The organism is Proteus hauseri ATCC 700826, assembly GCF_001654965.1.
Classification (GTDB): domain Bacteria; phylum Pseudomonadota; class Gammaproteobacteria; order Enterobacterales; family Enterobacteriaceae; genus Proteus; species Proteus hauseri.
Genome location: NZ_LXEV01000002.1, coordinates 1 through 25,604, shown reverse-complemented (window position 1 = coordinate 25,604; position 25,604 = coordinate 1). Strand labels below are relative to the sequence as shown.

Below are 25,604 nucleotides of genomic sequence, written 5' to 3'. Positions count from 1 at the left end.
TCATTTTTAATAGCCCATTTTGGGAATGGGCTATTATTTGTTCTAGGTGGCTAAACTTAGCGGGTGCCGTAAACGACGATAGTTTTGCCGTGTGCAGAGATCAAATTTTGATCTTCCAGCATTTTTAAAATACGGCCTACCGTTTCGCGTGAACAACCTACAATCTGACCAATTTCCTGACGTGTAATTTTAATTTGCATGCCATCAGGGTGGGTCATTGCATCAGGTTGTTTTGCTAAGTTAAGTAAGGTTTGTGCAATACGTCCTGTTACATCAAGGAAAGCAAGGTTACCTACTTTTTCTGATGTTGTTTGCAGTCTATTCGCCATTTGGGCAGAGAGACGCATAAGAATATCAGGATTAACCTGAATTAATTGGCGGAATTTTTTATAGGAAATTTCTGCTACTTCACAGGCTGTTTTTGCTCTAACCCATGCACTACGTTCTTGATCTTCTTCAAATAATCCAAGTTCACCGATGAAATCCCCCTGATTTAGGTAGGAGAGGATCATTTCTTTTCCTTCTTCATCTTTAATAAGAACAGCTACGGAACCTTTAACAATATAATAAAGTGTTTCCGCTTTCTCACCTTGGTGGATCAGCGTGCTCTTGGATGGATATTTGTGAATATGGCAGTGAGACAAAAACCATTCAAGAGTCGGGTCTGTTTGCGGCTTGCCGAGAACCATTCGCGTTATCCTCTGTACGTTAAATGCAGCCTTTCAAAACGGATAGGTTCCCTTTTGAGACAGCATGCTTAAAAATCCTATCTTTACCGATTAACTTCCTGAGAACACGGAAAGTTAATATGGAATAGATTATAATAAATGAGAAAATAATGCATTGATCTTAACCACTATCATCAAGCAGATATTGTTTTTAGCACAGTTAACGCATTAAGTCTCGTTTTACGCAGTCAGCATAATAAACCTATTTGCTAATTGCCAGTTGAATTATGAGAATGTACTCTTTTAGTTTCTGTCTTATTGAGGATAAATAAATGGAAGCACGGGTTAAATGGGTTGAGGATTTATCTTTTTTAGGGGAGTCTTCTTCAGGCCATCAAATCATGATGGATGGTAATTCTGGCGATAAAGCGCCAAGTCCAATGGAAATGCTATTAATTGCAGCTGGTGGATGTAGTGCGATAGATGTCGTGAGTATTTTACGTAAAGGTCGTCACCAAGTAACTGATTGTGAAGTAAAATTAACTTCTAATCGTCGTGAAGAAGCGCCTCGTTTATTTACCGATATCAATTTACATTTTATTGTTTCTGGTAAAGAACTCACTGATAAAATTGTTGAACGAGCTGTTCAATTATCGGCAGAAAAATATTGTTCGGTTTCTTTAATGTTGGGTAAAGCGGCAAATATTACTCATTCATTTGAAATAAAAGACTCTGAATAAATTTGATATTTTAAAATAGTTTTTAACTAATAAAATAATATCCCTTTTACCGATGGGATATTATTTTTTACTAAATAGAAATAAGTCTATTTAACTAATTTTTTCACCCTTTAATAATTTACTGACTAATGGCGCCATAATTAATTCCATTGCTAAACCTAATTTTCCACCAGGAACAACTATCGTATTTATTGTTGACATAAACGAGCCATGTAACATAGCCAGCAGATAAGGAAAGTCAATATCGGTAAGGCCACGAAAGCGGATCACAATAAAGCTTTCATCTAAAGTCGGAATTGCTTTTGCTGAAAATGGATTTGAGGTATCAACAGTAGGCACACGCTGAAAGTTAATATGGGTACGAGAAAATTGAGGAATAATATAATTAATATAGTCATCCATTGAGCGAACGACCGAATCTTTTACGGCTTCTTGAGAATGGCCTCGTTCTGTTGTGTCACGAGTCAATTTTTGTATCCACTCAAGATTGACTATCGGGACAACACCTACCAGTAAATCGACATGTTGTGCAACATTGTGCTCTTGTGTGACAACGCCACCATGTAACCCTTCATAGAAAAGTACATCTGTTTTTTCAGGTAATGGTTCCCAAGGTGTGAAAGTACCTGGTAGCTGATTGTAAGGCGTTGCTTCATCATAAGAGTGAAGGTATTTACGACACTCGCCTTGGCCTGTTTTGCCGTAATTGTGTAACGTCGAACTTAGTAGGTTAAAATCATTTGCTTCTGGACCAAAATAACTAATGTGCCGACCTTGTTCTTTGGCTTTTCTAATGGCCATATCCATTTCAGGGCGCGTGTAGCGATGAAAACTATCACCCTCAATTAATGCCGCATTCACATTAAGTTGCTGGAATATTTTACGGAAAGCTTGGCTTGTAGTGGTGGTTCCAGCGCCGCTAGAGCCGGTGACGGCAATGATAGGGTGTTTGATAGACATAAAAACGTTGCTCCTTTATCAAAGCAAGGGGGAGCCGGCCCCTCGCGGGTAGATGCCATGCCGTCAACTGAGCTTAATTAATCAGGGCGAAACTGTGATGCAGGCATAATATTGACGCTTTCATGCAACTCTGACCAGACTAATACCGCTTCACCAGATGAAAGTTGTTTCTTTACATCCGCGACTTTTTGTTCGAGCGTCTTCTCTTGGATACCATAATCAGTCCCTTCACGTAAAACAAAACTTTCAATTAAACTATCTAGTGTATCTGCTGAAAGCTCTTTCCAAGGAATGATCACTTCGATTTCTCCAAATAGGTTGTTAGCCAATCAGGGATCCGGCTTTCAAGCCACATGACTGGTTTTGATAATTTGCCACTGACAAAGCCCACATGCCCACCAAATTCAGTTAATTGATACTCAATATTATTAGGCAACGAAGCGACATCTGGGATGACATCAGAAGACATAAAGGGATCGTCTTTCGCATGGATAATCAGCGTTGTTTTCTTTATCTGATTTAATAAAGGTAATGCACTGCATTGGCGATAGTAATCTAACGCATCCTTAAAACCATGAATTTTTGATGTTATAAGATCATCAAATTGACGTAACTTTTTAATCGACTTAATGCTTAATAAGCTAATCGGTAATGATTGTGGATAGCGAATCAATTTTCGTGTGGCATTACGTTTTAACTCTTTAAGCAAATACCACTGATAAAAACGTGAAAAACCGTGTTCAATTTTCGTGGAGCAAGGTTCTAACATTAAGGGCGCTGAAACTATTACAGCAGCATCAAGCACTGCGCTTTCTCCACTCTCAGCAAGATAATACGCTAACATATTGCCACCAAGAGAATAACCTACAGCGGCAGTGGGTTGTTCACCAAACTCTGTTTTTAGCCAATTTAGAAAATACCGCGCATCTTCTGTTTCACCAGAATGATAAATTCTTCTTTGTCTATTTGGTTCTCCGCTGCATCCTCTAAAGTGCATCACAACGCCCAGCCAACCACGTGCTTTTGCAGCAGCTAACATGCCATGAACATAAGGGCTATTAAAGCTACTTTCTAGGCCATGAAAAATAACCAAACGTGGTTTTTGTTGTGCCTGAGTTGGATCTTCACTCCACGCCAAATCGACAAAGTCATTGTCAGGCAAATTAAGACGTTGCCAGTGAGGTGTTAAAAGTGGAGTTCTGCGCACTATGCGTGGCAAAAGTGTTTGTAAATGCGGATTTTTAGCCCAGCGCATGGGATTAAAGTATTGAGACATATTTTTGTTTATCAAAATGAATTAACACTTGTTTGCTAAATAACATACTGCTATTTTCGATGAAAATAAAACATCTGTCACATCTTTGAGCTTTATCATGACAACCAGCCTCGTTTTTTCTTTAAGTATTTTTCTGTTTATCGCCGCTATAACACCAGGACCCAACAATTTATTGTTAACATCTTCTGGCGCACATGTGGGATTTAAAGGCTCATTAAAATTGATGGCAGGTATTATACTCGGAATGCAGTGCGTTTTGTTTAGTTCTGCATTTGGTATCGCTGCATTATTGATTATTTATCCGGCTTTGCATATAGGATTAAAGTTGGTTGGTAGTATCTATCTGCTCTGGTTAGCTTGGAAAACAGCAACCTCTAATTATCAACGTCTTGATATACCAGTACAAACGGCACAAAGTGTTAGTTGGTTTCAGGGCGGATTATTGCAATTTCTTAATCCTAAAGCATGGATGATGGGATTAGGTGCGGTAGGTAGTTTTAGTCTCTCTGGCGATGCCTATTTTAGTTCAATCGGTGTGATTAGTGTGGTTATGGTGATTGTTAATTTAGTCGCAGGTATCGCGTGGATCCTGGGTGGGACGCTTATTAGCTTGTTTTTACAAAGCCGGCACTCCTGGTTTATTTTCAATATCACTATGGGGCTATTAACCGCTGCCTGTGTTCCTTTAATATGGTTTGAATAAATTTATTAGCTAATAAGAAGAAATAAAAGAGTAGTGCGCTCCAGTTCTAAATAAAATAATATTTTTTTAGGTTTAAGTAATAGGTTATTTTATTTTTTCTATTAAAAATAGCGAATATCACCATTAAAAAGGATTGTTTATATTATCAACAATTCTGTTAATCTATGATACAGTTAGTATAATATTTAGTATGAATTTATTTCTTATGCTAATTATCCTCACTGTATTGGTAATTAATGTAAGTTAATAGTGATCATTAATGCTGTACATTAATAGTCAAAAGCTCAATATTCTATTTTTTTAATGTTATTCCTAAATTTTTATGAATAAAATGTCATGTAAAGGAATTATTTATTCCGTTTAATTGATTGTAATTAAAGTGTTTTTGTTTCTTATGTTTTAGGATAAGAAACCTTATCTATTAATGTATTATATTTTAAATTAATTTTATTAAGTGTGAATGAACTAAGTTATATCACCTCATTGACTTAAAGGAATAAATTATTTATTTGGTAAAGATCAAATGCTTTTCAAAAGTATATCTATTCAATAGAATGGCATGAGCAGAAAATAGCTATAAAACATCATTATTATAAAAATAATTTTATTCATAAGGTTATTGCTTTCGTAATACTTAATAAAATAGTTCTTCTTGTTTTTAATTGATTTTATTCCAAAAACTTAATTATTGAAGGCGATAAATTCGTTATCAAAAATTAGGCCATTATAACTATATAGTCCTCTGAGTGGATATTGTCATTATGCCGACATTAACGAAGATTGCGTGGATTAAACCAGGGATGGCAACAAATCAACGTAAAATAGCTGATTACATTCTAGCAAACCCCGAAAAAACGGTCACACTTTCATCACAGCAATTAGCTGAGATTATGGGCGTTAGCCAATCCGCTATTGTAAAATTTAGCCAAAAAATAGGGTTTAAAGGTTTTCCGTCATTAAAACTGGCTATTAGTGAAGATTTAGGCCGTAAAAATGCCAGCTTAGGAACAACTTCAAACCTATTACATAATCAGATTGGTGCAGATGATAGCTTAGTCGTTATCGCTCAAAAACTGGCACAAGAGAAAAATAATTCTATTAGTGATACCACTCGTCAAATTAATTACCTCCATTTTGAAAAAGTGATCCAACTTATTGATGAAGCCGCAAGAGTGCAAATTATAGGGATCGGGGGCTCAGGATTGGTTGCGCGAGATTTAAGCTATAAGCTACAAAAGATAGGTATTACGACATTAATTGAAACAGACCACCATGTGCAGATTTCTGTTGCTCAGATGTTAAGCCCTAAGGATTTGCAGATAGTCATTTCTTATTCAGGCAAGAGAAAAGACATGCTTGTTGCTGCAACTGTCGCCAAAAAACAAGGGGCTAAAATTATTGCAATCACAGGTGAAAAGCATTCACCTTTAGGACGACTAGCCGATTATATATTAGAAACAATTGCGGATGAAGGAGAGTGGCGAAGTGCATCCATCTCTTCACGTACTGCACAAAATACAATTACAGATCTTATTTTTATGGCGTTATTAAAGACTCGTGATGAAAATGCGAAGATTTTAGTCTTAAGCTCACAAGCATTAATTAATAGCCTTGATGATTAAAAATTTTGAACTGATTCAAAATTTTAATATTTAAATGTAGGTATTTACACTTATTGCTAAAGTTATTCTCTCTACGGCCGAAACGGTAGTTATTTGAGCGATCTTTTTTAGTTGAGAAGTTTGATTTCAATGTCGAGGAGAGTAACTAATGCGTAACAACCAACCGGTGACACAGCGAGAATATCCGGTATCTGAAAACGCAACATTGATGTCAACAACAGACCTTGATGGCAATATCATTTATGCCAATGAGGACTTTGTTGAGGCCAGTGGGTTTTCAGTTGATGAACTAGTGGGACAACCCCATAACATTGTCCGGCACCCAGATATCCCTTCTGAAGTGTTTAAGGATATGTGGAGAACATTAAAACAAGGGAGTGTTTGGACAGGTATTGTTAAAAATAGACGTAAAAATGGTGATTACTACTGGGTAAGGGCAAATGTCACTCCAATTATTCGTCAAGGAAAAATACAAAGTTTTATGTCTGTAAGAACCTGTGCTAAAAAAGAGGAAATAGCACAAGCCTCGGCACTATATAACGGATTTAATCAAGGAAACTATCCATCACAAACCTTTTTAAAAGGCGCTTTCATTTATAAGGGATGGCAACGTTGGCGCTCGTGGAACCAAACGATTTCGTTAAAACAGCGCCTTCGCTTACTTATCTTATTACCTCTTCCATTTATGCTACTCAGTGCATGGTTTGCAGGGCTAAGTGGCTATGCGCTTTTATGTCATGCTGTCATTTTACTTCTATTGTTGATGTTTAATGAGGGGGTACTTTATTTTCAAATCATTAAGCCGATTCGGTTATTGAATGAGCAGGCAAATCGCGTTGCTACAGGCGATGAGCATAACGTCGCTTATCTAAACCGTATTGATGAGATAGGGATGACACAGCGTTCGGTCAATCAACTTGGGCGAATGTTTCGATGGTTGGTAAATGATGTTAGCCACCAAATTCATCAGGTGGATATTTCTTGTGACCAACTTGCAGCTGGAAACCGTGATTTGTACGTCAGAACAGAGCAAACCGCCAGTAATGTAGAAGCCACTGCTTCAACGATGAATGAGTTAACAACAGCAGTAAGTAGTAATAGTGAAACTGCAGGACAAGCCAATAACTTATCTAATATCACTTGTAGTGCTGCAATTAAAGGCGGCACAGCAATGGATAATATCGTTAACACGATGAATGATATTGCCAAAAGCTCTGATCGTATCAGTAATATTATTGGCGTGATTGATAGCATTGCTTTTCAAACTAATATATTGGCGCTGAATGCTTCAGTAGAAGCAGCAAGAGCCGGAGCTCAAGGACGTGGCTTTTCTGTGGTAGCAACCGAGGTGCGTAATTTAGCGCAGCGCGGAAGCGGCAAAAGAAATAAAAATGCTAATTAATACATCTAGCAATAATATTCGTGTGGGTTCAAAACAAGTTAATGAAACGGTAGGTACAATGGAAGATATCGTTGTGCATGTTAAGAATGTCACTGACCTTATCGGTGAAATTAGCCTTGCCTCGTCAGAACAGAGTGCGGGATTAAAAGAGCTAGGTCGAGCTGTCGAAAAGTTGGAATCGATTACTCATGAAAATGCTGATTATGTTTCTAAGGCATCAACAATTTCAGGTGAAATGAAAGTACAAACTAACTATTTAGTCAGTGCTATCAACGTATTTCATTAGTTTTTTTGAAAAAAAGACACCTAAATAGATTAGGTGTCTTTGTGTTAAAAATGAGCTTGTGACTCAAACTTAAAAGCTTGTCCAGTCGTCATCTTCATCATGATTTATTATCGGTTCTTTGGTTGTTTTCTTCTCTTTAATAACATCGTTTTTCACTCTAACACGGGTCTTAGCACTCTCTTTTTGCCGAGAGTTTTCCGTAATAGTGTCATTTTCTACGCTATTTTTAGGGCTGGTTCTTGTCTGTTGTTCGCTTTCAGCGGTTTTAAACTGTTCAACTATTTGCTCTAAATTACCTGCTTCTTCAGTTAGCAAGCTCGCTACGGCTGATGATTGTTCTACCATTGTGGCGTTTTGCTGAGTGGCTTTATCCATCTCATTAACCGCAAGGGTAACTTGTGTGATCCCTCTAGTTTGTTCTTCAGATGCAGAAAGAATTTCTGTCATTGAGTCTTCAACATGTTTTACGGAAGTCAGTATTTCACTCATTGAAATACTGACTTGTTCAACTAAGTCGTTACCATGACGGACTCTACTGATTGAAGCATCAATTAACTCTTTGATCTCTTTTGCTGCTTCCGCACTGCGTTGAGCTAATTCTCGTACCTCGGTTGCCACTACAGAAAAGCCACGCCCTTGTTCACCGGCTCTTGCTGCTTCTACTGCTGCGTTTAAAGATAAAATATTGGTTTGGAATGCAATACTATTAATAACAGCCGTGATTTCGCCAATTTTTTGTGAGCTTTCAGCGATGTCAGTCATGGTTTTCACCATTCTATTTGTGACATCTCCACCTTTACTCGCAATGTTGGAGGTTTGATTGACTAAATGTGAGATTTCTCGCGCACTTTCAGTATTATTCCTTACTGTTGCGGTGAGTTGCTCCATACTTGAAGCTGTTTCTTCTAGTGCACTGGCTTGCTCTTCAGTACGACAAGAGAGGTCTGTATTGCCAGCTGAAAGCTCTTGAACCCCCGTATAAATATGGTGGCTCGTTCCACGAATCGCATTCACAATTAACGAAAGCTCAGTACGCATATACTGAATGCCATAAATTAATTGGTCGATTTCATTATTACCTCTTACTTTTATCTCATTGTTTTCAATTAAGTTTCCTTGGGAAATTTCAGACATATATTCGATAATTTGATTGATACGCAAAACGATGTTTCGACGTAGCCAAATCATGACGAGAACGGTAAATGCAATAAAAATACACATAAAAACAAAGGCAAGTATTAAGGCTCGCTCATAGTTACCTTGTGCTGCTTTAAGTGCGTGGGCAACAACATTATCACTTAAGTGGTCGCTGGCCTCATACAACGCGTTAGTAAAACGCTCATTGGTATTGTGTGCATAGAGCGATTGGAAACCGTAAAAGTCTCGAATTTCTAAAGCAGAAACTAATTGGTCAAGATCGTAAAGAACACGAGTGAATAGTTTTTTCATGGCATCTAGCTTTTCTGGATCGTAGTCTACTTTTTGAGCGACATTAAAGTAGTCTGCCATGATAGAAGAAACTTCTTTTTTTCGCTCTGGATAGATAGCGATAAAAGAAGTTATTTTTTCTTGTGCAATATCCGGTGTGAGTTGCGCATCAAGTAATACATTGAGCATATCCTCACGTAACTTATTGAGTTTTGCATAACCGTAATCCATCGTTTTCATCTGTTCAAAGCCATGGGCTAATTGTGAGATCCGCTTATTGGTTAAATTCGAATCACGGATACTCATTGCGCCAGAAAAAAGTTGAATAGCGCAAAACAGTATTAAGATAAACATCAAGCCATTAGATATTTTTATTCGTTTAAGCATAGCCTTACCTATTTAATAAATTTGTAGGATAAACAGCAAGGAACGACAAACATACATCAATTAAACTTATTCGGCTTAATATCTGAAAACTTTAATGTTTCTATACTATTTGCGACTAAAGATGACTTGTTTTTCTTTTTTTAGCTTTAATTAACAGCTAATAACTAAAATTTTCTAATGGCACCTACAATTGTCTATAAGTAAATTATCCTACTCATTAGTGGTGTTAATTGTTAATTATTAAGATTTAATAATGTTTTTCTTAGGAAGGCTTGTTATTACTGTGTGGTTTTATTATTGGGCGTTTCTTTATTTTTTGATAAGTAAAATGAAATTTAGCTGTTATCAAACTTAATTTACTGACTTTAGTACAAATCATTTTTTCTATTTCATAAAATTGAGAAATCTTAATTTTTATATCTTTTAACGTTAAGAAAAATATCCCCAATCTAATGATTGGGGATCGTGTAGGTAGAGGTTTTTTATGCGTAATATATATAACTAATGAACACCATGATGCTTATTAAGTTACAACACTAAATCAGAAGCTTTCCCAATTATCATCAGCTTCATTGTTATTTGGCTTGATGGTTGGCGTTTTGGGTGTTTTTACTACTTCTGGTTCATATTTTTTTGCTGAGAAAGTTGGTAATGATGTGGATGTTTCTTGCTCTACTTTAAATGTATTCACAATCATATCTAACATACCCGCCTGCTCACTTAATGTGGCTGATGCAGCTGTTGATTGTTCAACCATTGCTGCATTTTGCTGTGTGGCTTTATCCATTTCATTAACGGCAAGGCTAATTTGAGCAATACCACGAGTTTGTTCTTCTGAAGCAGATAAAATTTCTTTCATTGAACCCGAAACATGGTTAACCGATGTTACAATCTCACCCATTGAAATACTGACTTGTTCAACAAGGTCATTTCCTTGTCTGACACGTAAAATCGTGGACTCGATTAATTCTTTGATCTCTTTTGCGGCTTCCGCGCTGCGCTGCGCAAGATTGCGTACCTCACTTGCAACAACAGAGAACCCACGGCCTTGCTCGCCAGCTCTTGCTGCTTCAACGGCCGCATTCAATGCCAGAATATTGGTTTGAAAAGCAATATCATCAATAACAGCTGTGATTTCGCCAATTTTTTGTGAGCGATCAGCGATGTCAGTCATTGTCATCACCATTTTGTTACTGTGCTCGCCACCTTGAACGGCAATATCGGCAGTGCTAATAACGAGTTCTGTCACTTCACGAGCGCTTTCTGTATTGTTACGAATAGTCGCCGTCATCTGTTCCATACTTGATGCGGTTTCTTCTAATGCGCTAGCTTGTTCTTCGGTTCTGCTTGATAAGTCATTATTACCTGCTGCAATTTCTTGTACGCCAGTATAAATATGGCTACTGCTATTTCTAATAGAAGTCACCATCTCTTTTAAACGAGCACGCATTTGTTGCAAGCCAAGCATTAATTGATCAATTTCAGTATTACCTGAAACGTCACTATCCATGCGACTGACTAAATCACCTTTAGCAATGGTTTCCTGATAAGTGATCATTTGATTAATACGAGCAATGATGTATTTACGGATCCAAATAAGAACTAATGTCGTGAAGATAAGGAAAATACCCATAAAGGTAGATGCTATCCACAACATGCTGTAGTAGTTCTTTTCCGCTTCAGTGACCGAGGGATTAACAACGTCATCGGTAATAAAGTCAGTTGCTTCATACAATGAGTTGGTAAAATTAGTATTTGCTGGGCTTTTTAAGATCAACGTAATTGCATTCACATTACGCTCACCTAAATATTGTGCGAGAAGATCTAAATCAGTGCGACTTTTTTGATAAAGCTGTTTGATTTGTGCCATTCGCTGTTGGTCAAAGCCTGTTTGGGCTGATAAATCAACATACTCATTCATCAATTTATCAACGTCAGCCTTGCGTGTATTTATGGTTTGCATAAATGCAGTTACATTAGCATCTTCTTTGCTTGGATTTGATATGTAACTAAATGCTTGAGCAATGATATCTGTGCGTAATGTATTTAATTCCGCATAGGTATTATCCATAGTACGCAGTTGATCAAAACTGTATGAGATTAATTTAAGTTTATTTTGTGTCTGGTAAGCATCATGAATACTTTGCACGCCAGAAATTACCTGAATAATACAAAACAGAGTCAGAACACACATTAAACCTTGAGAGATTTTAATTCGTTTTAACATAACCCTACCTATTAGCTTTGTCTTCACTTTTGTAAGTGGGAGGTCCACTTAGCAGAATGATTAATTCGGCTGGAATGTTAAAAACTTTAGAGCGAAATAGTTTATTTCCCTTACTAAATACAAATGATAGGTAAATAAAAGATAGACTATTATTTTAATTGGGTTATTGCGACAAAGGTCGATATTATCTTTTGTGTAATTCGTGCGGTAGTAAAATGAAATAAATGCACTAAGTAAAATGAGTTGTATAAGTTTTTAGAATGAATAAGGCAATAAAAAATAAGAGAGCTGCTTATTTCTAAAACAGTTCTCTTATTTATATGTTAAGTATTATTATTGTGATTCAAATTCGGCTGTCATTTCTTCAAGCGTTTCTTGTAATGTCATCCATTCCATTTCAACTTCTTCAAGCGCTGATTTTGCTACACCTTGGCGGCTTAAATAGTCAGAAAGCTCATTTTTACGGTTGGCGTCATAAATACTACTGTCTGAAAGCGCAGTTTCAATATTAGCTAACTCTTGGCTTAACTTATCCATTTTACTTTCTAAGGTGGTTAGTTTTTTACGTAAAGGTTGAGTTTGTTGTCTAAACTCTGCTTCTTTGCGCTTTTGCTCTTTTTTATCTTGAGCGCTTAAATTAGTGGTGTTAGCACTGTTATCCTTTTCTTGTTGGCTCTTATTGGCTTGAGTTTCTTGACGATTTTGATCAACCAGCCATTGCTGATAGTCATCAAGATCACCATTAAATGGCTCGACTTGACCATCATGAACCAGATAAAGATCATCGGTGGTTGAGCGTAATAAGTGACGGTCATGGGAAACCACAACGATAGCCCCTTCAAAGCTAATTAACGCTTCAGTTAATGCTTGTCGCATATCTAAATCAAGGTGGTTGGTCGGTTCATCCATTAACAGTAAATTTGGACGCTGCCAAACCAGTAGAGATAAAACAAGGCGTGCTTTTTCACCCCCTGAAAATTGCCCACAAGCATCTGTGACTTTATCACCATGAAAACCAAAGCCACCGAGATAATCACGCAATTTTTGCTCAGTTTCTTTTGGTGCTAAACGCGTTAAATGTTGTAATGCTGATTCATCTGAGCGTAAAAACTCTAATTGATGCTGAGCAAAATAACCGAGCTTAATTCCTTTTGATAAACCAATCTTACCTTGTAGTGGCTCTATTTCGTTAGCAAGCAGTTTAATTAAGGTCGATTTACCTGCACCATTGCGGCCAAGTAAGCCAATCCGAGAGCCAGGGATTAAATTAAGCTTAATATCATTGAGAATGACTTTATCGCCGTAACCCGCACTGATTTTTTCCATTGAAAGTAACGGATTAGGCAGGCTTTCTGGTTGACGAAAACTAAAGTGGAAAGGGTTATCTAAATGCGCAGGGGCAACACGTTCCATGCGTTCGAGCATTTTTACTCGGCTTTGTGCTTGTTTCGCTTTTGTCGCCTTGGCTTTAAAGCGGTCGATAAAACTTTGTAGATGAGCAATTTTACCTTGCTGATTTTCAAATAATGCTTGCTGCTGAGCCAATTTTGTTGCTCGTTGCAATTCAAAGGAAGAGTAATTTCCTGAATATTCAAATATCTTTTCTTGCTCAATATGTAAAATTTTATCTACGATAGGATCAAGAAAATCGCGGTCATGAGATATCAGAATTAACGTGCCCGTATAACTCTTTAACCATTTCTCTAGCCAAATAACGGCATCTAAATCTAAGTGGTTGGTTGGTTCATCAAGCAATAATAAATCAGAACGACAGATCAGTGCTTGAGCAAGGTTTAAACGCATCCTCCAACCACCGGAAAATGATTTTACTGGCTCATTGAGCTGTTGTTGACTAAAGCCTAATCCATTGAGTAGCGTGGCCGCACGAGATTGAATAGTCCATGCATTAATTGCGTCTAATTGCCCATGAATCAGTGCAATAGCATGGCCATCGTTAGCGTTATTGGCTTTTTGTAAACGTTGTTCGAGTGTGCGGTATTCTCTATCACCATCAATGACATAATCAATTGCAGGAATATCAAGCGCAGGGGTTTCTTGGTTTACCCACGCCATCGCCCAAGAGCTTGGGAATGTCACATCGCCTGCTTCAGCTTGTAGCTCGCCTTTTAATAATGAAAGCAGTGTGGTTTTACCACAGCCATTTTTGCCGACTAAACCAATTTTCTGTCCTGGGTTAATAGTTGCACTGGCATTTTCCAGTAGCACCCTAACACCACGGCGAATTTCTAAAGAAGAAAAAACAATCATAGATATCGTCTATTAAGAGTATGTTAAATTAATATATAGAATAAGTTGTTCGTAACAGTTGGTCACAATGCGTGCATGGTAACGGAAAAATCTGTTTCTGACACGCTTTGTAAGGAGGAGTGATGTCAAACGCATCAAATATATTACTAATCTATGTACATCCCGAACCGCGACAATCAGTCGCCAATAAGGCGTTATTGAATGCGGTGAGGGATTTAGAGAACCTAACTATTCATGATTTGTATGCAGTTTATCCTGATTTCTTTATCGATATTCATCATGAGCAGGCTCTATTATGCCAACATCAGGTGATTGTGTTTCAATTTCCATTACAAACTTACAGTTGCCCAGCATTGCTAAAAGAGTGGCAAGATAGGGTGCTTACGCGCCCTTTTGCGGGTTCGAATCGTGTTAGTCGATCACAATTAAAAGGGAAATCATTTCGCTGTGTCGTCACAACGGGTGAACCTGAATATGCTTATCAGCACAATGGAAAAAATCGTTATACGTTATCTGAGTTATTAAGGCCTTTAGAATTGATGGCTGAAATGTGTGGTATGCGTTGGTTGTCTCCTATGATTATTTATTCCGCAAGACAACAATCTCCAGCAACATTAACCCATATTAGTGATGCTTATCGCCAATGGCTAATCGCCCCTCTTGAAGGAGAACACGCTTAATGGACGATAATTGGATGATAAAAGCGGTGCTATTTTTCCTTTGTGCTGCTGTGGTCATGGTGCCTATTGCCCAGCGTATTAAAATTGGTGCTGTTTTGGGCTATTTAATCGCCGGTATCGTGATTGGTCCTTGGGGGTTCGGGCTATTTAAAGACGTCGATAATATTTTGCATTTCGCTGAATTAGGGGTGGTTTTTTTAATGTTCTTGATAGGACTTGAATTAAACCCTGCAAAACTTTGGCAATTAAGACGCTCAATTTTTGGCGTAGGCTCAATGCAGGTTGTGTTTACCGTTTCTATTTTCGCTGGGCTAATTTTGCTGTTTACTTCATTTTCATGGCAAGCCGCGGTGATTGGAGGTTGTGGTATTGCAATGTCATCCACGGCAATGGCGTTGCAGCTGATGAATGAAAAGGGCATGAACCATAATGAAGGGGGACAACTTGGATTTTCGGTTCTACTCTTTCAAGATATGGCTGTGATCCCCATTTTAGCCATTATCCCGTTATTAGCGGGTGAAACAGCAAGCAGTGATTGGTATAAAATTGGCTTAAAAGTTGTGTCATTTGCTGTTTTACTGATTTGTGGCCGTTTTTTATTGCGTCCACTGTTTCGCTTAGTTGTTAAATCAGGCGTAAGAGAAGTTTTTACCGCGGCGGCGTTATTAGTGGTGTTAGGTGCCGCTTTGTTTATGGAAACACTTGGCTTTTCTATGGCAATGGGAACCTTTATTGCGGGTGTCTTATTGGCCGATTCTGAATATCGTCATGAGTTAGAAATTTCTATTGAACCATTTAAAGGGTTACTTTTGGGGCTCTTTTTTATCTCTGTCGGTATGTCGTTAGATATTGGTATTTTATGGCGTTACTTACCCGAAGTTTTACTTGGCGTGCTAGTTCTTGTTTTGGTTAAAGCCGCCATCCTTTATGGTATTGGCTGGTTAGCTGGTTTACGTTTCTCAACACGATTGCAATTTTCTGCTGTTTTAAGCCAAGGTGGTGAATTCGCTTTTGTTGTGTTTTCTACCTCAATGGCGATGGGCGTGTTGGATAGTCAGCAAATGGCATTATTGCTGGTGGTTGTGACACTCTCTATGATGACAACACCTCTTGTGATGCAACTGACAGACGTTGTGTTATCTCGCCGTTATAATGAGGAACAAACCGATGAAGAGCCTTTTGTTGAAAATAATCAGCCTGAAGTAATTTTGGTTGGATTTGGCCGTATGGGGCAAGTGGTGGGGCGCTTGTTAATGGCGAATAAAATTAATACTACTGTATTAGAGCATGATGTGGGGATCTTAAGCACCATGCGTAAATATGGTTATAAAGTTTATTATGGCGATGCAACGGATCTCAATCTATTACGAGCCGCAGGCGCAGAACATGCCAAAGCGATAGTTATCACTAGTAATGAACCAGAATCTACGATGGATATTGTCCATTTGTGCCAGCAGCATTTCCCTAATTTACATATTATTGCTAGGGCTAGAGGGCGTGTAGAAGCTCATGAGTTACTAAAAGCGGGTGTGACAGAGTTTAGCAGAGAAACATTTTCTAGTGCGTTGGAATTAGGTCGTAAGACCTTGATTGAACTTGGAATGCATCCTCATCAAGCTTATCGCGCTCAGCAACATTTTCGTCGTTTAGATATGCAGCTGTTAAGAAAGTTGGTTGATGAATCTCCAGAAGAAGTATCAAACGTTTCTCGTGTTAAAGAGGCTCGTAGAGAGCTAGAAGAGCTTTTTCATGAAGAGATCCAACAAGAACATCATCAGCCTGATATTTGGGATGAATCTTTAACCGATGCTATTCCTCAAACAATAAGAGAAAAAAAATCTATTGATAAATAGGAGAATTGACCCCATGTCTGCAATCCGTAAACGCTTTATCGCAGGAGCAGTGTGTCCTCACTGTCAAGCTCAAGATACATTAAAAATGTGGCGAGAAGATAAAGTGGATATCGTGGAATGTGCTCAATGTGGCCATCAGCAAAGACAAACAGATGGTGAGGTAAATTCGCTTGTTCGTGAAAATGAACAGGTCATTGGGATCTTTACACCACAATAATTGTAGGTTTTTTGATATAACCCGATACAGAAGATTTATTTTTCGTTACAATCGGGAAAATTTTGCCCACGGGTATGTAGGAGATGTCATGAAAGTAGCAAACGACTTGGTAGTTAGTCTGGCTTATCAAGTAAGAACAGAAGACGGTGTTTTGGTTGATGAGTCCCCGGTGAGTGCACCGTTAGACTATCTGCATGGCCGTGGTTCTTTAATCAGCGGTTTAGAAAATGCTTTAAATGGTCGCGAAGTCGGTGAGAAATTTGACGTAGAAGTTGCATCTGATGATGCTTACGGTCAATACGACGAAAACTTAGTTCAACGCGTACCAAAAGATGTTTTTGTTGGCGTTGATGAATTAGAAGTTGGTATGCGTTTCTTAGCGGATACAGATCAAGGCCCAGTACCTGTAGAAATTACAGGTATCGAAGGTGATGACGTTATCGTTGATGGTAACCACATGTTAGCAGGTCAAAACCTGAAGTTTCATGTTGAAATCATTGCTGTTCGCGAAGCAACAGAAGAAGAACTGGCTCATGGTCATGTTCACGGTGAAGAAGATGAGCACGAATGTTGTGGTGGTCATGGTCACGGTGAAGAAGGCGGATGTTGTGGCGGTGGACATGGTCACGACCACGGTGAAGAAGGCGGATGCTGCGGTGGCGGCGGACATGGTCACGATGGTCATGGCCACGGTAATGGCGGTTGTGGTTGCCAGCACTAATCTTTATTTAGATATGTTAAAAGGAGCGCTTAAACGCTCCTTTTTTGTTGTCTAATAGGGGTTAATACGCTGATTTATTACAAATTAATAATGAGGAGGTGGGGTTTCATCCTCAGGTCTAGCAAGCATTGAAGGTTGAGTGGCTTTTAATCTTTCCGTTACTACTTTTAAATGCTCTTTAAATCGGCTCATCTCAATTTGTTGCTGTGTAACCACTTGATTGAGTTCTTCAATGGTGGCATCTTGAAAAGCAATTTTACTTTCCAACTGAATGAGTAACTCTTCTATTTCCTTAATATCCATTGTGTTTTTCCTCCTTTAATACGTCTTATTACGACGAAAATAATCAATTAACTCACGAAATTTAATCTTATTTACTGATATATACACAGGAAGACATAAATCTGGTTTGAGATAAAAGACTATTTTGTTAATGTGATAACACTCTGCGTTGACAAAAATCCTAACATTAACTGTTAAGAGTGTCGGCAAATTTTTTAAATTCATATAAAATTGCTAACAGCGGATGAGATCTACTCCGCAATGACAGCAAGAAGTGGTGCTAATCGTTTTTGCTAAGATCTATGATGATCGTTTGCACAAACGTAGCGATTCACTAATAAATACTGGAGAATGGGATGAAAGCTTTATTAAAAACGACGTTGCTGGCAACAAGTTTAGCATTTGCATTCAGTGCGCCAAGCGCATTTGCTGAAGAAGCCGCTAAAGTGCCAACATTAAACAGCGCGTTTAAGACTCAGGATGAGCAAAATGCATATGCTTTAGGTGCATCAATGGGTCGCTACATGGAAGCTGCATTGCAAGAGCAAAAAAATATCGGTATTACTTTAGATTCAAAACAACTGTTAGCCGGTGTTCAAGATGCATTTAATAGCAAATCAAAATTGTCTGATGCTGAAATCGAATTAACGTTAGCTGCATTTGAAGACCAAGTTCGTAATGCTGCAACCATTAAAATGGAAAAAGAAGCCACTGAAAATAAAACAGCGGGTGATAAATTCCGTACAGAATTTGCAGCAGAAAAAGGTGTCGTTAAAACCAAATCAGGTTTACTGTATTTAGTTGAAAATGCGGGTAAAGGTAAAACGCCTACTGATGCTGACCGCGTAACTGTAAACTATAAAGGTATGCTTATCGATGGCAAACAGTTCGATAGCTCTTATGATCGTAAAGAGCCGCTGACTATTAGCCTGAAAAGTGTTATCCCTGGTTGGACAGAAGGTCTGAAATACATCAAAGAAGGCGGTAAAATCAAACTGGTTATTCCACCAGAATTAGGTTATGGCCAACGCGCAACTAGCGGTATTCCAGCTAATTCAACATTAGTATTTGAAGTTGAATTATTAAGTGTTGAAAGCGATAAATAATATTTAAAACGCTATTGAATTGTTTTGTCATTTGTCATAAAGATGATTCATTAGCGGGTTAACAAAATAAAAATGCTGGATAGACTCCAGCATTTTTTATGTATTAAACTGAAAAATTACTCCATCTTTTCTTCTACAATAATTGCTTTTGGTTTTTTAAAGACAAAAAGTAAGCCAATAATAATTGCACCCATTCCGGCTAAACTTAACCAAGACATCTTATTACCCAAAAAGATATAGTCCATTAATGCAGTAACGCCAGGGACTAAATAAAACAGGCTGGTAACATTAACGAGGTTTCCTGTGGTGAGTAAGCGATATAACAGCAATTGAGCAACAACAGAAATAATAATAGCGAGCCATAATACAGGAATAATAAAACCAATATCGAAAGAGGCTTTAATAGGTTGAAAAGGCACAAATAATAAACATAATGCAAGGCTAACGACATATTGCAAAGGCAATGCATCCATTGGCGCTAATTGAAGTTTCTTTTGTGAAATTGCACCAAAGCTCATACACAATAAAGCGACGAGCGCATAAATCATTCCTGTCAACGAAAGTGCTGTATTAAATAAACTCTGAGCCACAACAAGAACAAGACCCGCAAGCGCAATAAGAAGTCCGAATAATCTCGTCGCCGTAAAATTGCGCTCAATTATCCATAATGTAATTATGGGTTGAACGCCCATAATTGTTGCTAACATTCCCGGTGTAATACTATTAGCTAAGGCTAAAAGATAACAAATAGAATAACCACCAATAATAAGCAAACCGACCCACGCTGTTTTTAGGCGACTCCCTTTTGGCGGTAAAAAACGATGGCGTTGAAAACATAAAACAGCGAGGAAAGCTAAAGCTATCACAAAGCGCCAAGTTAAAATGGCAAAAGAACTTCCGTTATCTAAGCCCCAACGTGAAAATATTGCGCCACTACTCCAAAGTAAGACGAATAATGTTGTTGGGCCAAACTTAGCCCAATATTGGCGTAATTGCATAGTGACATACCTGTAACATAGGAAAAAATATATTTAATATTTTAATGTGGCTTAGAATGAGTGAATTAAATTTAAAAAAAATACTCATTTATGATTAACATTAATAAATATCGATTAAATCTAGTGATTAATCTAATCGAGTAAATTAAGCAAAAAAACTGCGACAACAACTATTGTATTAACAATAACCACTTTCTTTGAATGAGGTGAAGATAAGGGGGACAATAATAGGTATAGGAGCAGCAAATATTAATGCAATTATTTATGTCGTTTGCTCAAATTTATGAACTACCAGTCTATTCATAGGATTAACAACGTTTTAAAATAATAATTTCTCGAACGTAGGAAATCTATAGCAGAGTGTCAAACTTTATTGCTTTCCTCTTAAAAGAGGTAAATTACAATAAAGAATTGCGTGATAGCTAAAGAAATACAAAAAAAATAGTGAAAAGCTGTGACCTATCACAAAGCTCTTATTCTAAGTAACTTGACGTTAATGTTCTTGCGATCTAACGTCGGAATTGTTCCTAATTCCGTTTTTACATTAAAAAAAATTAAATTGAATTGATTCACAGTGATGAATCGTTATAAAAAATAGAACCTCAAGTCATTATCATAATTAAAGCCTTTAAGGATTATATAATCAATGTCTAGCCCGTTATTTTATGGTGACAGCAGCGAGTTCGAAAAACTTGATAGCCGACCTTTTGCCCAAACTGATCACGAGATTTTAAAAGCGTATGAAGCAGCGGTAGATGGCTTAGCGATGCTGATTGGTAACCATTGTGAAATCGTATTGCACTCTCTGGAAGATTTGAAATGTTCAGCGGTTAAAATTGCTAATGGGGAACACACAGGTCGTAAGATCGGCTCACCTATTACTGATTTGGCATTACAAATGTTACATGATATCACAGATGAAGATTCAAGTTTTTCAAAGGCTTATTTTACAAGAGCCAAAAGTGGTGCATTGATGAAATCTATCACTATCGCTATTCGCAATCGCGAACGTCGTGTGATCGGATTGTTGTGTATCAATATGAATCTTGATGTCCCATTCTCGGATATAATTAAAACCTTTATTCCAGAAGAGACTCATGAAGTTGCTTCTGATGTTAACTTTGCCTCTTCTGTTGATGATTTGGTCGCCCAAACATTAGAATTTACGATAGAAGAAGTGAATAATGATAGAGAAGTGGCAAATAACGCGAAAAATAAACAAGTTGTTTTAAGTCTTTATGAAAAAGGTATATTTGATATTAAAGATGCCATTAATCAAGTTGCTGATAGATTGAATATTTCTAAACACACTGTGTATCTTTATATCCGTCAATTTAAGAATGGAGAATAAAGTAACACAATGAATTCCCTGACGTATTGCTTGATTGTTACAGGCTCTCATTATGGCACAGAACAAGCATCAAGTGCTTATTTGTTTGCAAATGCACTTATAGAAAAAGGGCATAAAATTGCCCAAGTTTTTTTCTATCGTGATGGCGTAACTAATGCGAATAAATTAGTTTCACCTGCTAGCGATGAATTTAATCTGCCAAAAGCGTGGCTGGCATTTGCAAAAGAACATCGTATACCATTGCAAGTGTGTGTTGCTGCAGCGTTACGCAGAGGAATTATTGATGAGCAGCAGGCAAAAGAGCAGGGAATTGATGGCGCTAATTTAGCATCAGAGTTTGAGTTAAGCGGATTAGGTTCACTTGCTCAAACAATGCTAACGTGCTCTCGGGTGGTGCAATTTTAATGAAAAAAATAAATTCGGTCGCATTTGTTTTTACTCAAGCTCCACATGGTAATGCGGCAGGCCGTGAAGGGTTAGATGCATTACTTGCTACCTCTGCATTAACCGAAGATATTGGTGTGTTTTTTTTATCTGATGGTGTCTTTCAGTTAGTTGACAATCAACAGCCTGATGGCATCTTGTCGCGTCATCATGCAGCGACATTTAAAGTACTACCCTTGTATGATATTACAAGCATCTATGTATCACAGGAAGACATAACACTTCGAGGCCTGTCAGCACAAACATCGTTTGTGTTAGCAGCCCAAAAATTATCATTTCATGATATTACACAAAAATTACATGATTATGATGTAGTGTTGCGTTTTTAACAGTGGAGTTAGTCAGGAAGGTTGCACAGTTATGTTGTATACTTATTCCGTTTCTATTTATCAGAGTGATTTAGAGACATTTTTATCTTTACTGACAAAACAGGATGAAGTTTTGTTAATACAAGATGGGGTACTTGCTGTCTTAGAAGATAACCCGCTACTTAAATTTTGTCTTAAACAGCAAATTCCAATTTATGCGTTAATTGACGATGTTGTTGCCCGAGGTCTAAAAGATCAAGCTTCTCATCACATTACCTTAGTCAATTATGGTGATTTTGTCGATTTAACTGTAAAACATCCCCAACAAATGCACTGGGGAGTGTAGAATTGCTGTATAATTCTTGACACATGAGCCCGTCAGCAATAAAATTCTGCGTCCTCATGTTTTGTCTTGTTGACAAGACAGAGTTCAAATCCGTGTTTACGAAGCAAAAACCAGGAGCTTTTTTTAAATGGCAACTATTAACCAGCTGGTGCGCAAATCTCGTAGCTCGAAAGTTGTTAAAAGCAACGTTCCAGCTCTGGAAGCTTGCCCGCAAAAACGTGGCGTATGTACTCGTGTATATACTACCACTCCAAAAAAACCAAACTCAGCACTGCGTAAAGTATGCCGTGTTCGTTTGACTAACGGTTTCGAAGTTTCTTCCTACATCGGTGGTGAAGGCCACAACTTGCAGGAACACTCCGTTATCCTAATCCGTGGTGGTCGTGTTAAAGACTTACCAGGTGTGCGTTACCACACTGTTCGCGGCGCGCTGGACTGTTCCGGTGTTAAAGACCGTAAACAAGGTCGCTCTAAGTACGGTGTGAAGAAGCCAAAGGCTTAATGGTTCTCCGTTAAGTAAGGCCAAACATTTTTCACTATTAATGTCAAAATAAACTCATTGAGTTTTGGACAACCCTGAATTTAAACGGAGTATTTCCATGCCACGTCGTCGTGTAATTGGTCAACGTAAAATTCTGCCAGATCCTAAGTTCGGATCAGAACTGCTGGCCAAATTTGTTAACATTCTGATGGTAGATGGTAAAAAATCTACAGCAGAATCTATCGTTTATAACGCGCTTGAGACCCTGGCTCAGCGTTCTGGCAAAACTGAACTGGAAGCGTTCGATATCGCATTAGATAACGTTCGCCCAACTGTGGAAGTTAAGTCCCGCCGTGTTGGTGGTTCTACTTACCAGGTTCCAGTTGAAGTTCGCCCAGTTCGTCGTAATGCATTAGCAATGCGTTGGATTGTTGAAGCTGCTCGTAAACGCGGTGATAAATCCATGGCTTTACGCCTGGCAAATGAATTATCTGATGCGGCTGAAAACAAAGGCGCTGCTGTTAAGAAACGTGAAGACGTTCACCGTATGGCAGATGCAAACAAGGCGTTCGCACACTACCGTTGGTAATCCACGGAGTATTGCAACTCTTTTCAGGACAGCTCTGCTGTCCTTTACCTGAATTGAACGCCCACGAGAGAGGAAAAAATGGCTCGTCAAACCCCCATAGCACGTTACCGTAACATCGGTATCAGTGCGCACATCGATGCCGGTAAAACCACTACAAGTGAACGTATTCTGTTTTATACCGGTGTAAACCATAAAATTGGTGAAACTCACGAAGGTTCAGCAACAATGGACTGGATGGAGCAGGAGCAGGAGCGTGGTATTACTATCACATCCGCAGCAACTACTGCATTCTGGTCTGGTATGGCTAAACAGTTTGAGCCTCACCGTGTCAACATCATCGACACCCCAGGTCACGTTGACTTCACTATCGAAGTTGAACGTTCTATGCGTGTTCTTGATGGCGCGGTTATGGTTTACTGTGCAGTTGGTGGTGTTCAGCCTCAGTCAGAAACAGTATGGCGCCAGGCTAACAAATATCATGTACCACGTATCGCGTTCGTTAACAAAATGGACCGTATGGGTGCAAACTTCCTGCGTGTTGTTGAGCAAATCAAAACGCGTCTGGCTGCAAACCCAGTTCCTCTTCAGATCCCAGTAGGCGCTGAAGAACATTTCACCGGTGTTGTTGATTTAATCAAAATGAAAGCAATCCGTTGGAGTGAAGAAGATCAAGGTGTTACCTTCGAATACGAAGAGATTCCTGCAGAGCTGCAAGATTTAGCAGACGAATGGCACAACAACCTGATCGAATCTGCTGCTGAAGCATCAGAAGAACTGATGGACAAATATCTAGGCGGCGAAGAATTGACAGAAGCAGAAATCAAAGCTGCTCTGCGTAAACGCGTTCTGGATAACGAAATTATTCTGGTTACCTGTGGTTCTGCATTTAAGAACAAAGGTGTTCAGGCAATGCTGGATGCGGTTATTGAATACCTGCCAGCACCAACAGATGTTGCTGCAATCAATGGTATGTTACCAGATGGTAAAGATACCCCAGCAGAACGTCATTCAAGCGATGAAGAGCCATTCTCTGCACTGGCATTCAAAATCGCTACAGACCCATTTGTTGGTAACTTAACATTCTTCCGTGTGTACTCAGGTGTTGTAAACTCTGGTGACACAGTTCTGAACCCGGTTAAAGACAGAAAAGAACGTTTTGGCCGTATTGTTCAGATGCATGCTAACAAGCGTGAAGAAATTAAAGAAGTTCGTGCAGGCGACATCGCTGCTGCTATCGGTCTGAAAGACGTAACTACAGGTGATACTTTATGTGCGATAGATGCACCAATCATCTTAGAACGTATGGAATTCCCAGAGCCAGTTATCTCTGTTGCTATCGAACCTAAGACTAAAGTTGACCAAGAAAAAATGGGTATCGCTCTGAACCGTCTGGCTCAGGAAGATCCATCTTTCCGCGTATCAAGCGACGAAGAAACTGGTCAAACAATCATCGCTGGTATGGGTGAGTTACACTTAGACGTTCTGGTTGACCGTATGCGTCGCGAATTTAAAGTTGAAGCGAACGTAGGTAAACCACAGGTCGCTTATCGTGAAACAATTCGCGATACAGTAACTGATATCGAAGGTAAACACGCGAAACAATCTGGTGGTCGTGGTCAGTATGGTCATGTTGTTATTGACCTGTCTCCATTACCAGCAGGTGGTGAGCAAAACTACGTGTTTGAAAACGATATCGTTGGTGGTGTAATTCCTAAAGAATTCATCCCAGCTGTTGATAAAGGTATTCAAGAACAGCTGAAATCTGGTCCATTAGCAGGTTATCCTGTTGTGGATATTAAGGCTCGTTTACATTATGGTTCTTACCATGATGTTGACTCCTCAGAAATCGCGTTTAAAATTGCCGCATCAATGGCATTTAAAGACGGCTTCATGAAAGCTAAGCCAATTCTGCTTGAGCCAGTCATGAAAGTTGAGATTGAAACGCCAGAAGATTACATGGGCGACGTTATCGGTGACTTAAACCGTCGTCGTGGTATGGTTGAAGGTATGGACGATTTGCCTACCGGTAAGATCATCCGTGCTCAAGTACCACTGGCTGAAATGTTCGGTTATGCAACTGACCTGCGTTCACAAACTCAGGGTCGTGCTTCTTACTCTATGGAGTTCTTGAAGTACAGCGAAGCGCCTAGCAACGTCGCTCAGGCTATTATCGAAGCTCGTAAAGCGAAATAAGATCCTTTCGAGTTCAATTTAGTTTACGCTCCCTCTGCTAGAGGGAGCGATATTAAGGAATATAGTCG

At 38.7% G+C, this 25,604-nt stretch carries 24 protein-coding genes and 1 pseudogene; 16 read left to right on the top strand and 9 right to left on the bottom strand.

The genetic code is table 11. The features are described 5' to 3' along the window. Positions 1 to 56: 56 nt before the first annotated feature. Positions 57 to 689: a cAMP-activated global transcriptional regulator CRP gene (crp, locus tag M997_RS00250; RefSeq protein ID WP_004246872.1), complete on the bottom strand. Its 633-nt coding sequence runs from the start codon at positions 687 to 689 to the stop codon at positions 57 to 59. 311 nt (positions 690 to 1,000) lie between these two features. On the opposite strand from crp, the gene M997_RS00245 reads away from it, so the two are divergent. Then, the gene (locus M997_RS00245) at positions 1,001 to 1,408 is read left to right on the top strand and encodes an OsmC family protein (protein WP_064718120.1); all 408 of its coding nucleotides are present in this window, start codon (positions 1,001 to 1,003) and stop codon (positions 1,406 to 1,408) included. Between the two features lie 90 nt (positions 1,409 to 1,498). On the opposite strand, the gene M997_RS00240 is transcribed toward M997_RS00245, so the two are convergent. From M997_RS00240 to M997_RS00230, 3 genes are all read right to left on the bottom strand, one after another. Next, positions 1,499 to 2,368, bottom strand: coding sequence for a phosphoribulokinase (locus M997_RS00240; RefSeq protein ID WP_064718119.1), 870 nt, complete (start codon positions 2,366 to 2,368; stop codon positions 1,499 to 1,501). Positions 2,369 to 2,445: 77 nt separating this feature from the next. After that, on the bottom strand, positions 2,446 to 2,667 hold the full coding sequence (locus M997_RS00235) for a YheU family protein (protein WP_064718118.1): 222 nt from the start codon (positions 2,665 to 2,667) through the stop codon (positions 2,446 to 2,448). Continuing rightward, positions 2,664 to 3,644, bottom strand: a complete 981-nt coding sequence (locus M997_RS00230) for a hydrolase (protein ID WP_064718117.1) — start codon at positions 3,642 to 3,644, stop codon at positions 2,664 to 2,666. Before M997_RS00230 ends, M997_RS00235 begins: the two co-directional genes overlap by 4 nt. 97 nt (positions 3,645 to 3,741) lie before the next feature. Here M997_RS00230 and M997_RS00225 point away from each other — a divergent pair, with 97 nt between their 5' ends. The 3 genes and pseudogenes from M997_RS00225 to M997_RS00215 all read left to right on the top strand — a co-directional run bounded on the left by M997_RS00225 (position 3,742) and on the right by M997_RS00215 (position 7,657). Then, complete coding sequence (locus M997_RS00225; RefSeq protein WP_064718116.1) at positions 3,742 to 4,347, top strand: LysE family translocator; 606 nt, start codon at positions 3,742 to 3,744, stop codon at positions 4,345 to 4,347. Positions 4,348 to 5,108: 761 nt separating this feature from the next. Beyond that, complete coding sequence (locus M997_RS00220; RefSeq protein WP_064718115.1) at positions 5,109 to 5,969, top strand: SIS domain-containing protein; 861 nt, start codon at positions 5,109 to 5,111, stop codon at positions 5,967 to 5,969. 148 nt (positions 5,970 to 6,117) lie between these two features. Next, positions 6,118 to 7,657: pseudogene (locus M997_RS00215) on the top strand (methyl-accepting chemotaxis protein). Positions 7,658 to 7,726: 69 nt separating this feature from the next. Here M997_RS00215 and M997_RS00210 read toward each other — a convergent pair. The 3 genes from M997_RS00210 to M997_RS00200 form a co-directional block, all read right to left on the bottom strand. After that, on the bottom strand, positions 7,727 to 9,472 hold the full coding sequence (locus M997_RS00210) for a methyl-accepting chemotaxis protein (protein WP_064718114.1): 1,746 nt from the start codon (positions 9,470 to 9,472) through the stop codon (positions 7,727 to 7,729). Between the two features lie 541 nt (positions 9,473 to 10,013). Further along, complete coding sequence (locus M997_RS00205; RefSeq protein ID WP_064718113.1) at positions 10,014 to 11,699, bottom strand: methyl-accepting chemotaxis protein; 1,686 nt, start codon at positions 11,697 to 11,699, stop codon at positions 10,014 to 10,016. 333 nt (positions 11,700 to 12,032) lie between these two features. Next, complete coding sequence (locus tag M997_RS00200; protein WP_064718112.1) at positions 12,033 to 13,967, bottom strand: ABC transporter ATP-binding protein; 1,935 nt, start codon at positions 13,965 to 13,967, stop codon at positions 12,033 to 12,035. 122 nt (positions 13,968 to 14,089) lie between these two features. Here M997_RS00200 and kefG point away from each other — a divergent pair, with 122 nt between their 5' ends. The 4 genes from kefG (at position 14,090) to slyD (ending at position 17,438) form a co-directional block, all read left to right on the top strand. Next, positions 14,090 to 14,647, top strand: coding sequence for a glutathione-regulated potassium-efflux system ancillary protein KefG (kefG, locus tag M997_RS00195; RefSeq protein ID WP_064718111.1), 558 nt, complete (start codon positions 14,090 to 14,092; stop codon positions 14,645 to 14,647). Beyond that, positions 14,647 to 16,500, top strand: a complete 1,854-nt coding sequence (gene kefB, locus M997_RS00190; RefSeq protein WP_064718110.1) for a glutathione-regulated potassium-efflux system protein KefB — start codon at positions 14,647 to 14,649, stop codon at positions 16,498 to 16,500. Before kefG ends, kefB begins: the two co-directional genes overlap by 1 nt. Before the next feature lie 13 nt (positions 16,501 to 16,513). Next, on the top strand, positions 16,514 to 16,717 hold the full coding sequence (locus M997_RS00185) for a YheV family putative zinc ribbon protein (protein ID WP_064718109.1): 204 nt from the start codon (positions 16,514 to 16,516) through the stop codon (positions 16,715 to 16,717). Positions 16,718 to 16,805: 88 nt separating this feature from the next. Continuing rightward, positions 16,806 to 17,438: a peptidylprolyl isomerase gene (slyD, locus tag M997_RS00180; protein WP_064718108.1), complete on the top strand. Its 633-nt coding sequence runs from the start codon at positions 16,806 to 16,808 to the stop codon at positions 17,436 to 17,438. Between the two features lie 84 nt (positions 17,439 to 17,522). On the opposite strand, the gene M997_RS00175 is transcribed toward slyD, so the two are convergent. After that, on the bottom strand, positions 17,523 to 17,741 hold the full coding sequence (locus M997_RS00175) for a SlyX family protein (protein ID WP_064718107.1): 219 nt from the start codon (positions 17,739 to 17,741) through the stop codon (positions 17,523 to 17,525). 335 nt (positions 17,742 to 18,076) lie between these two features. Here M997_RS00175 and fkpA point away from each other — a divergent pair, with 335 nt between their 5' ends. Further along, the gene (fkpA, locus tag M997_RS00170; protein WP_064718106.1) at positions 18,077 to 18,826 is read left to right on the top strand and encodes an FKBP-type peptidyl-prolyl cis-trans isomerase; all 750 of its coding nucleotides are present in this window, start codon (positions 18,077 to 18,079) and stop codon (positions 18,824 to 18,826) included. A gap of 116 nt (positions 18,827 to 18,942) precedes the next feature. Here the strand turns inward: fkpA and M997_RS00165 are convergent, their stop codons facing one another. Next, entirely contained in the window at positions 18,943 to 19,824 is an 882-nt protein-coding gene (locus tag M997_RS00165; RefSeq protein WP_064718105.1) for a DMT family transporter, read from the bottom strand. 646 nt (positions 19,825 to 20,470) lie between these two features. Here M997_RS00165 and M997_RS00160 point away from each other — a divergent pair. The 7 genes from M997_RS00160 to fusA all read left to right on the top strand — a co-directional run bounded on the left by M997_RS00160 (position 20,471) and on the right by fusA (position 25,536). Then, entirely contained in the window at positions 20,471 to 21,175 is a 705-nt protein-coding gene (locus M997_RS00160; RefSeq protein ID WP_064718104.1) for a helix-turn-helix transcriptional regulator, read from the top strand. Between the two features lie 9 nt (positions 21,176 to 21,184). After that, positions 21,185 to 21,580, top strand: a complete 396-nt coding sequence (gene tusD / locus M997_RS00155) for a sulfurtransferase complex subunit TusD (RefSeq protein ID WP_064718103.1) — start codon at positions 21,185 to 21,187, stop codon at positions 21,578 to 21,580. Beyond that, positions 21,580 to 21,948 carry a sulfurtransferase complex subunit TusC gene (tusC, locus tag M997_RS00150; protein WP_064718102.1) on the top strand — a complete coding sequence of 123 codons (369 nt, stop codon included), beginning with the start codon at positions 21,580 to 21,582 and terminating at the stop codon, positions 21,946 to 21,948. The genes tusD and tusC overlap by 1 nt, the downstream gene beginning before the upstream one ends. A gap of 31 nt (positions 21,949 to 21,979) precedes the next feature. Continuing rightward, positions 21,980 to 22,273 (top strand): sulfurtransferase complex subunit TusB, encoded by a 294-nt coding sequence (gene tusB / locus M997_RS00145; RefSeq protein WP_064718101.1) that lies wholly within the window; start codon positions 21,980 to 21,982, stop codon positions 22,271 to 22,273. A 127-nt stretch (positions 22,274 to 22,400) separates the two neighbouring features. Continuing rightward, positions 22,401 to 22,775, top strand: coding sequence for a 30S ribosomal protein S12 (gene rpsL, locus M997_RS00140; RefSeq protein WP_004246896.1), 375 nt, complete (start codon positions 22,401 to 22,403; stop codon positions 22,773 to 22,775). 97 nt (positions 22,776 to 22,872) lie between these two features. Next, on the top strand, positions 22,873 to 23,343 hold the full coding sequence (gene rpsG / locus M997_RS00135) for a 30S ribosomal protein S7 (protein WP_064718100.1): 471 nt from the start codon (positions 22,873 to 22,875) through the stop codon (positions 23,341 to 23,343). Positions 23,344 to 23,421: 78 nt separating this feature from the next. Then, positions 23,422 to 25,536 (top strand): elongation factor G, encoded by a 2,115-nt coding sequence (fusA, locus tag M997_RS00130; RefSeq protein WP_064718099.1) that lies wholly within the window; start codon positions 23,422 to 23,424, stop codon positions 25,534 to 25,536. The last annotated feature ends 68 nt before the right edge of the window (positions 25,537 to 25,604 follow it).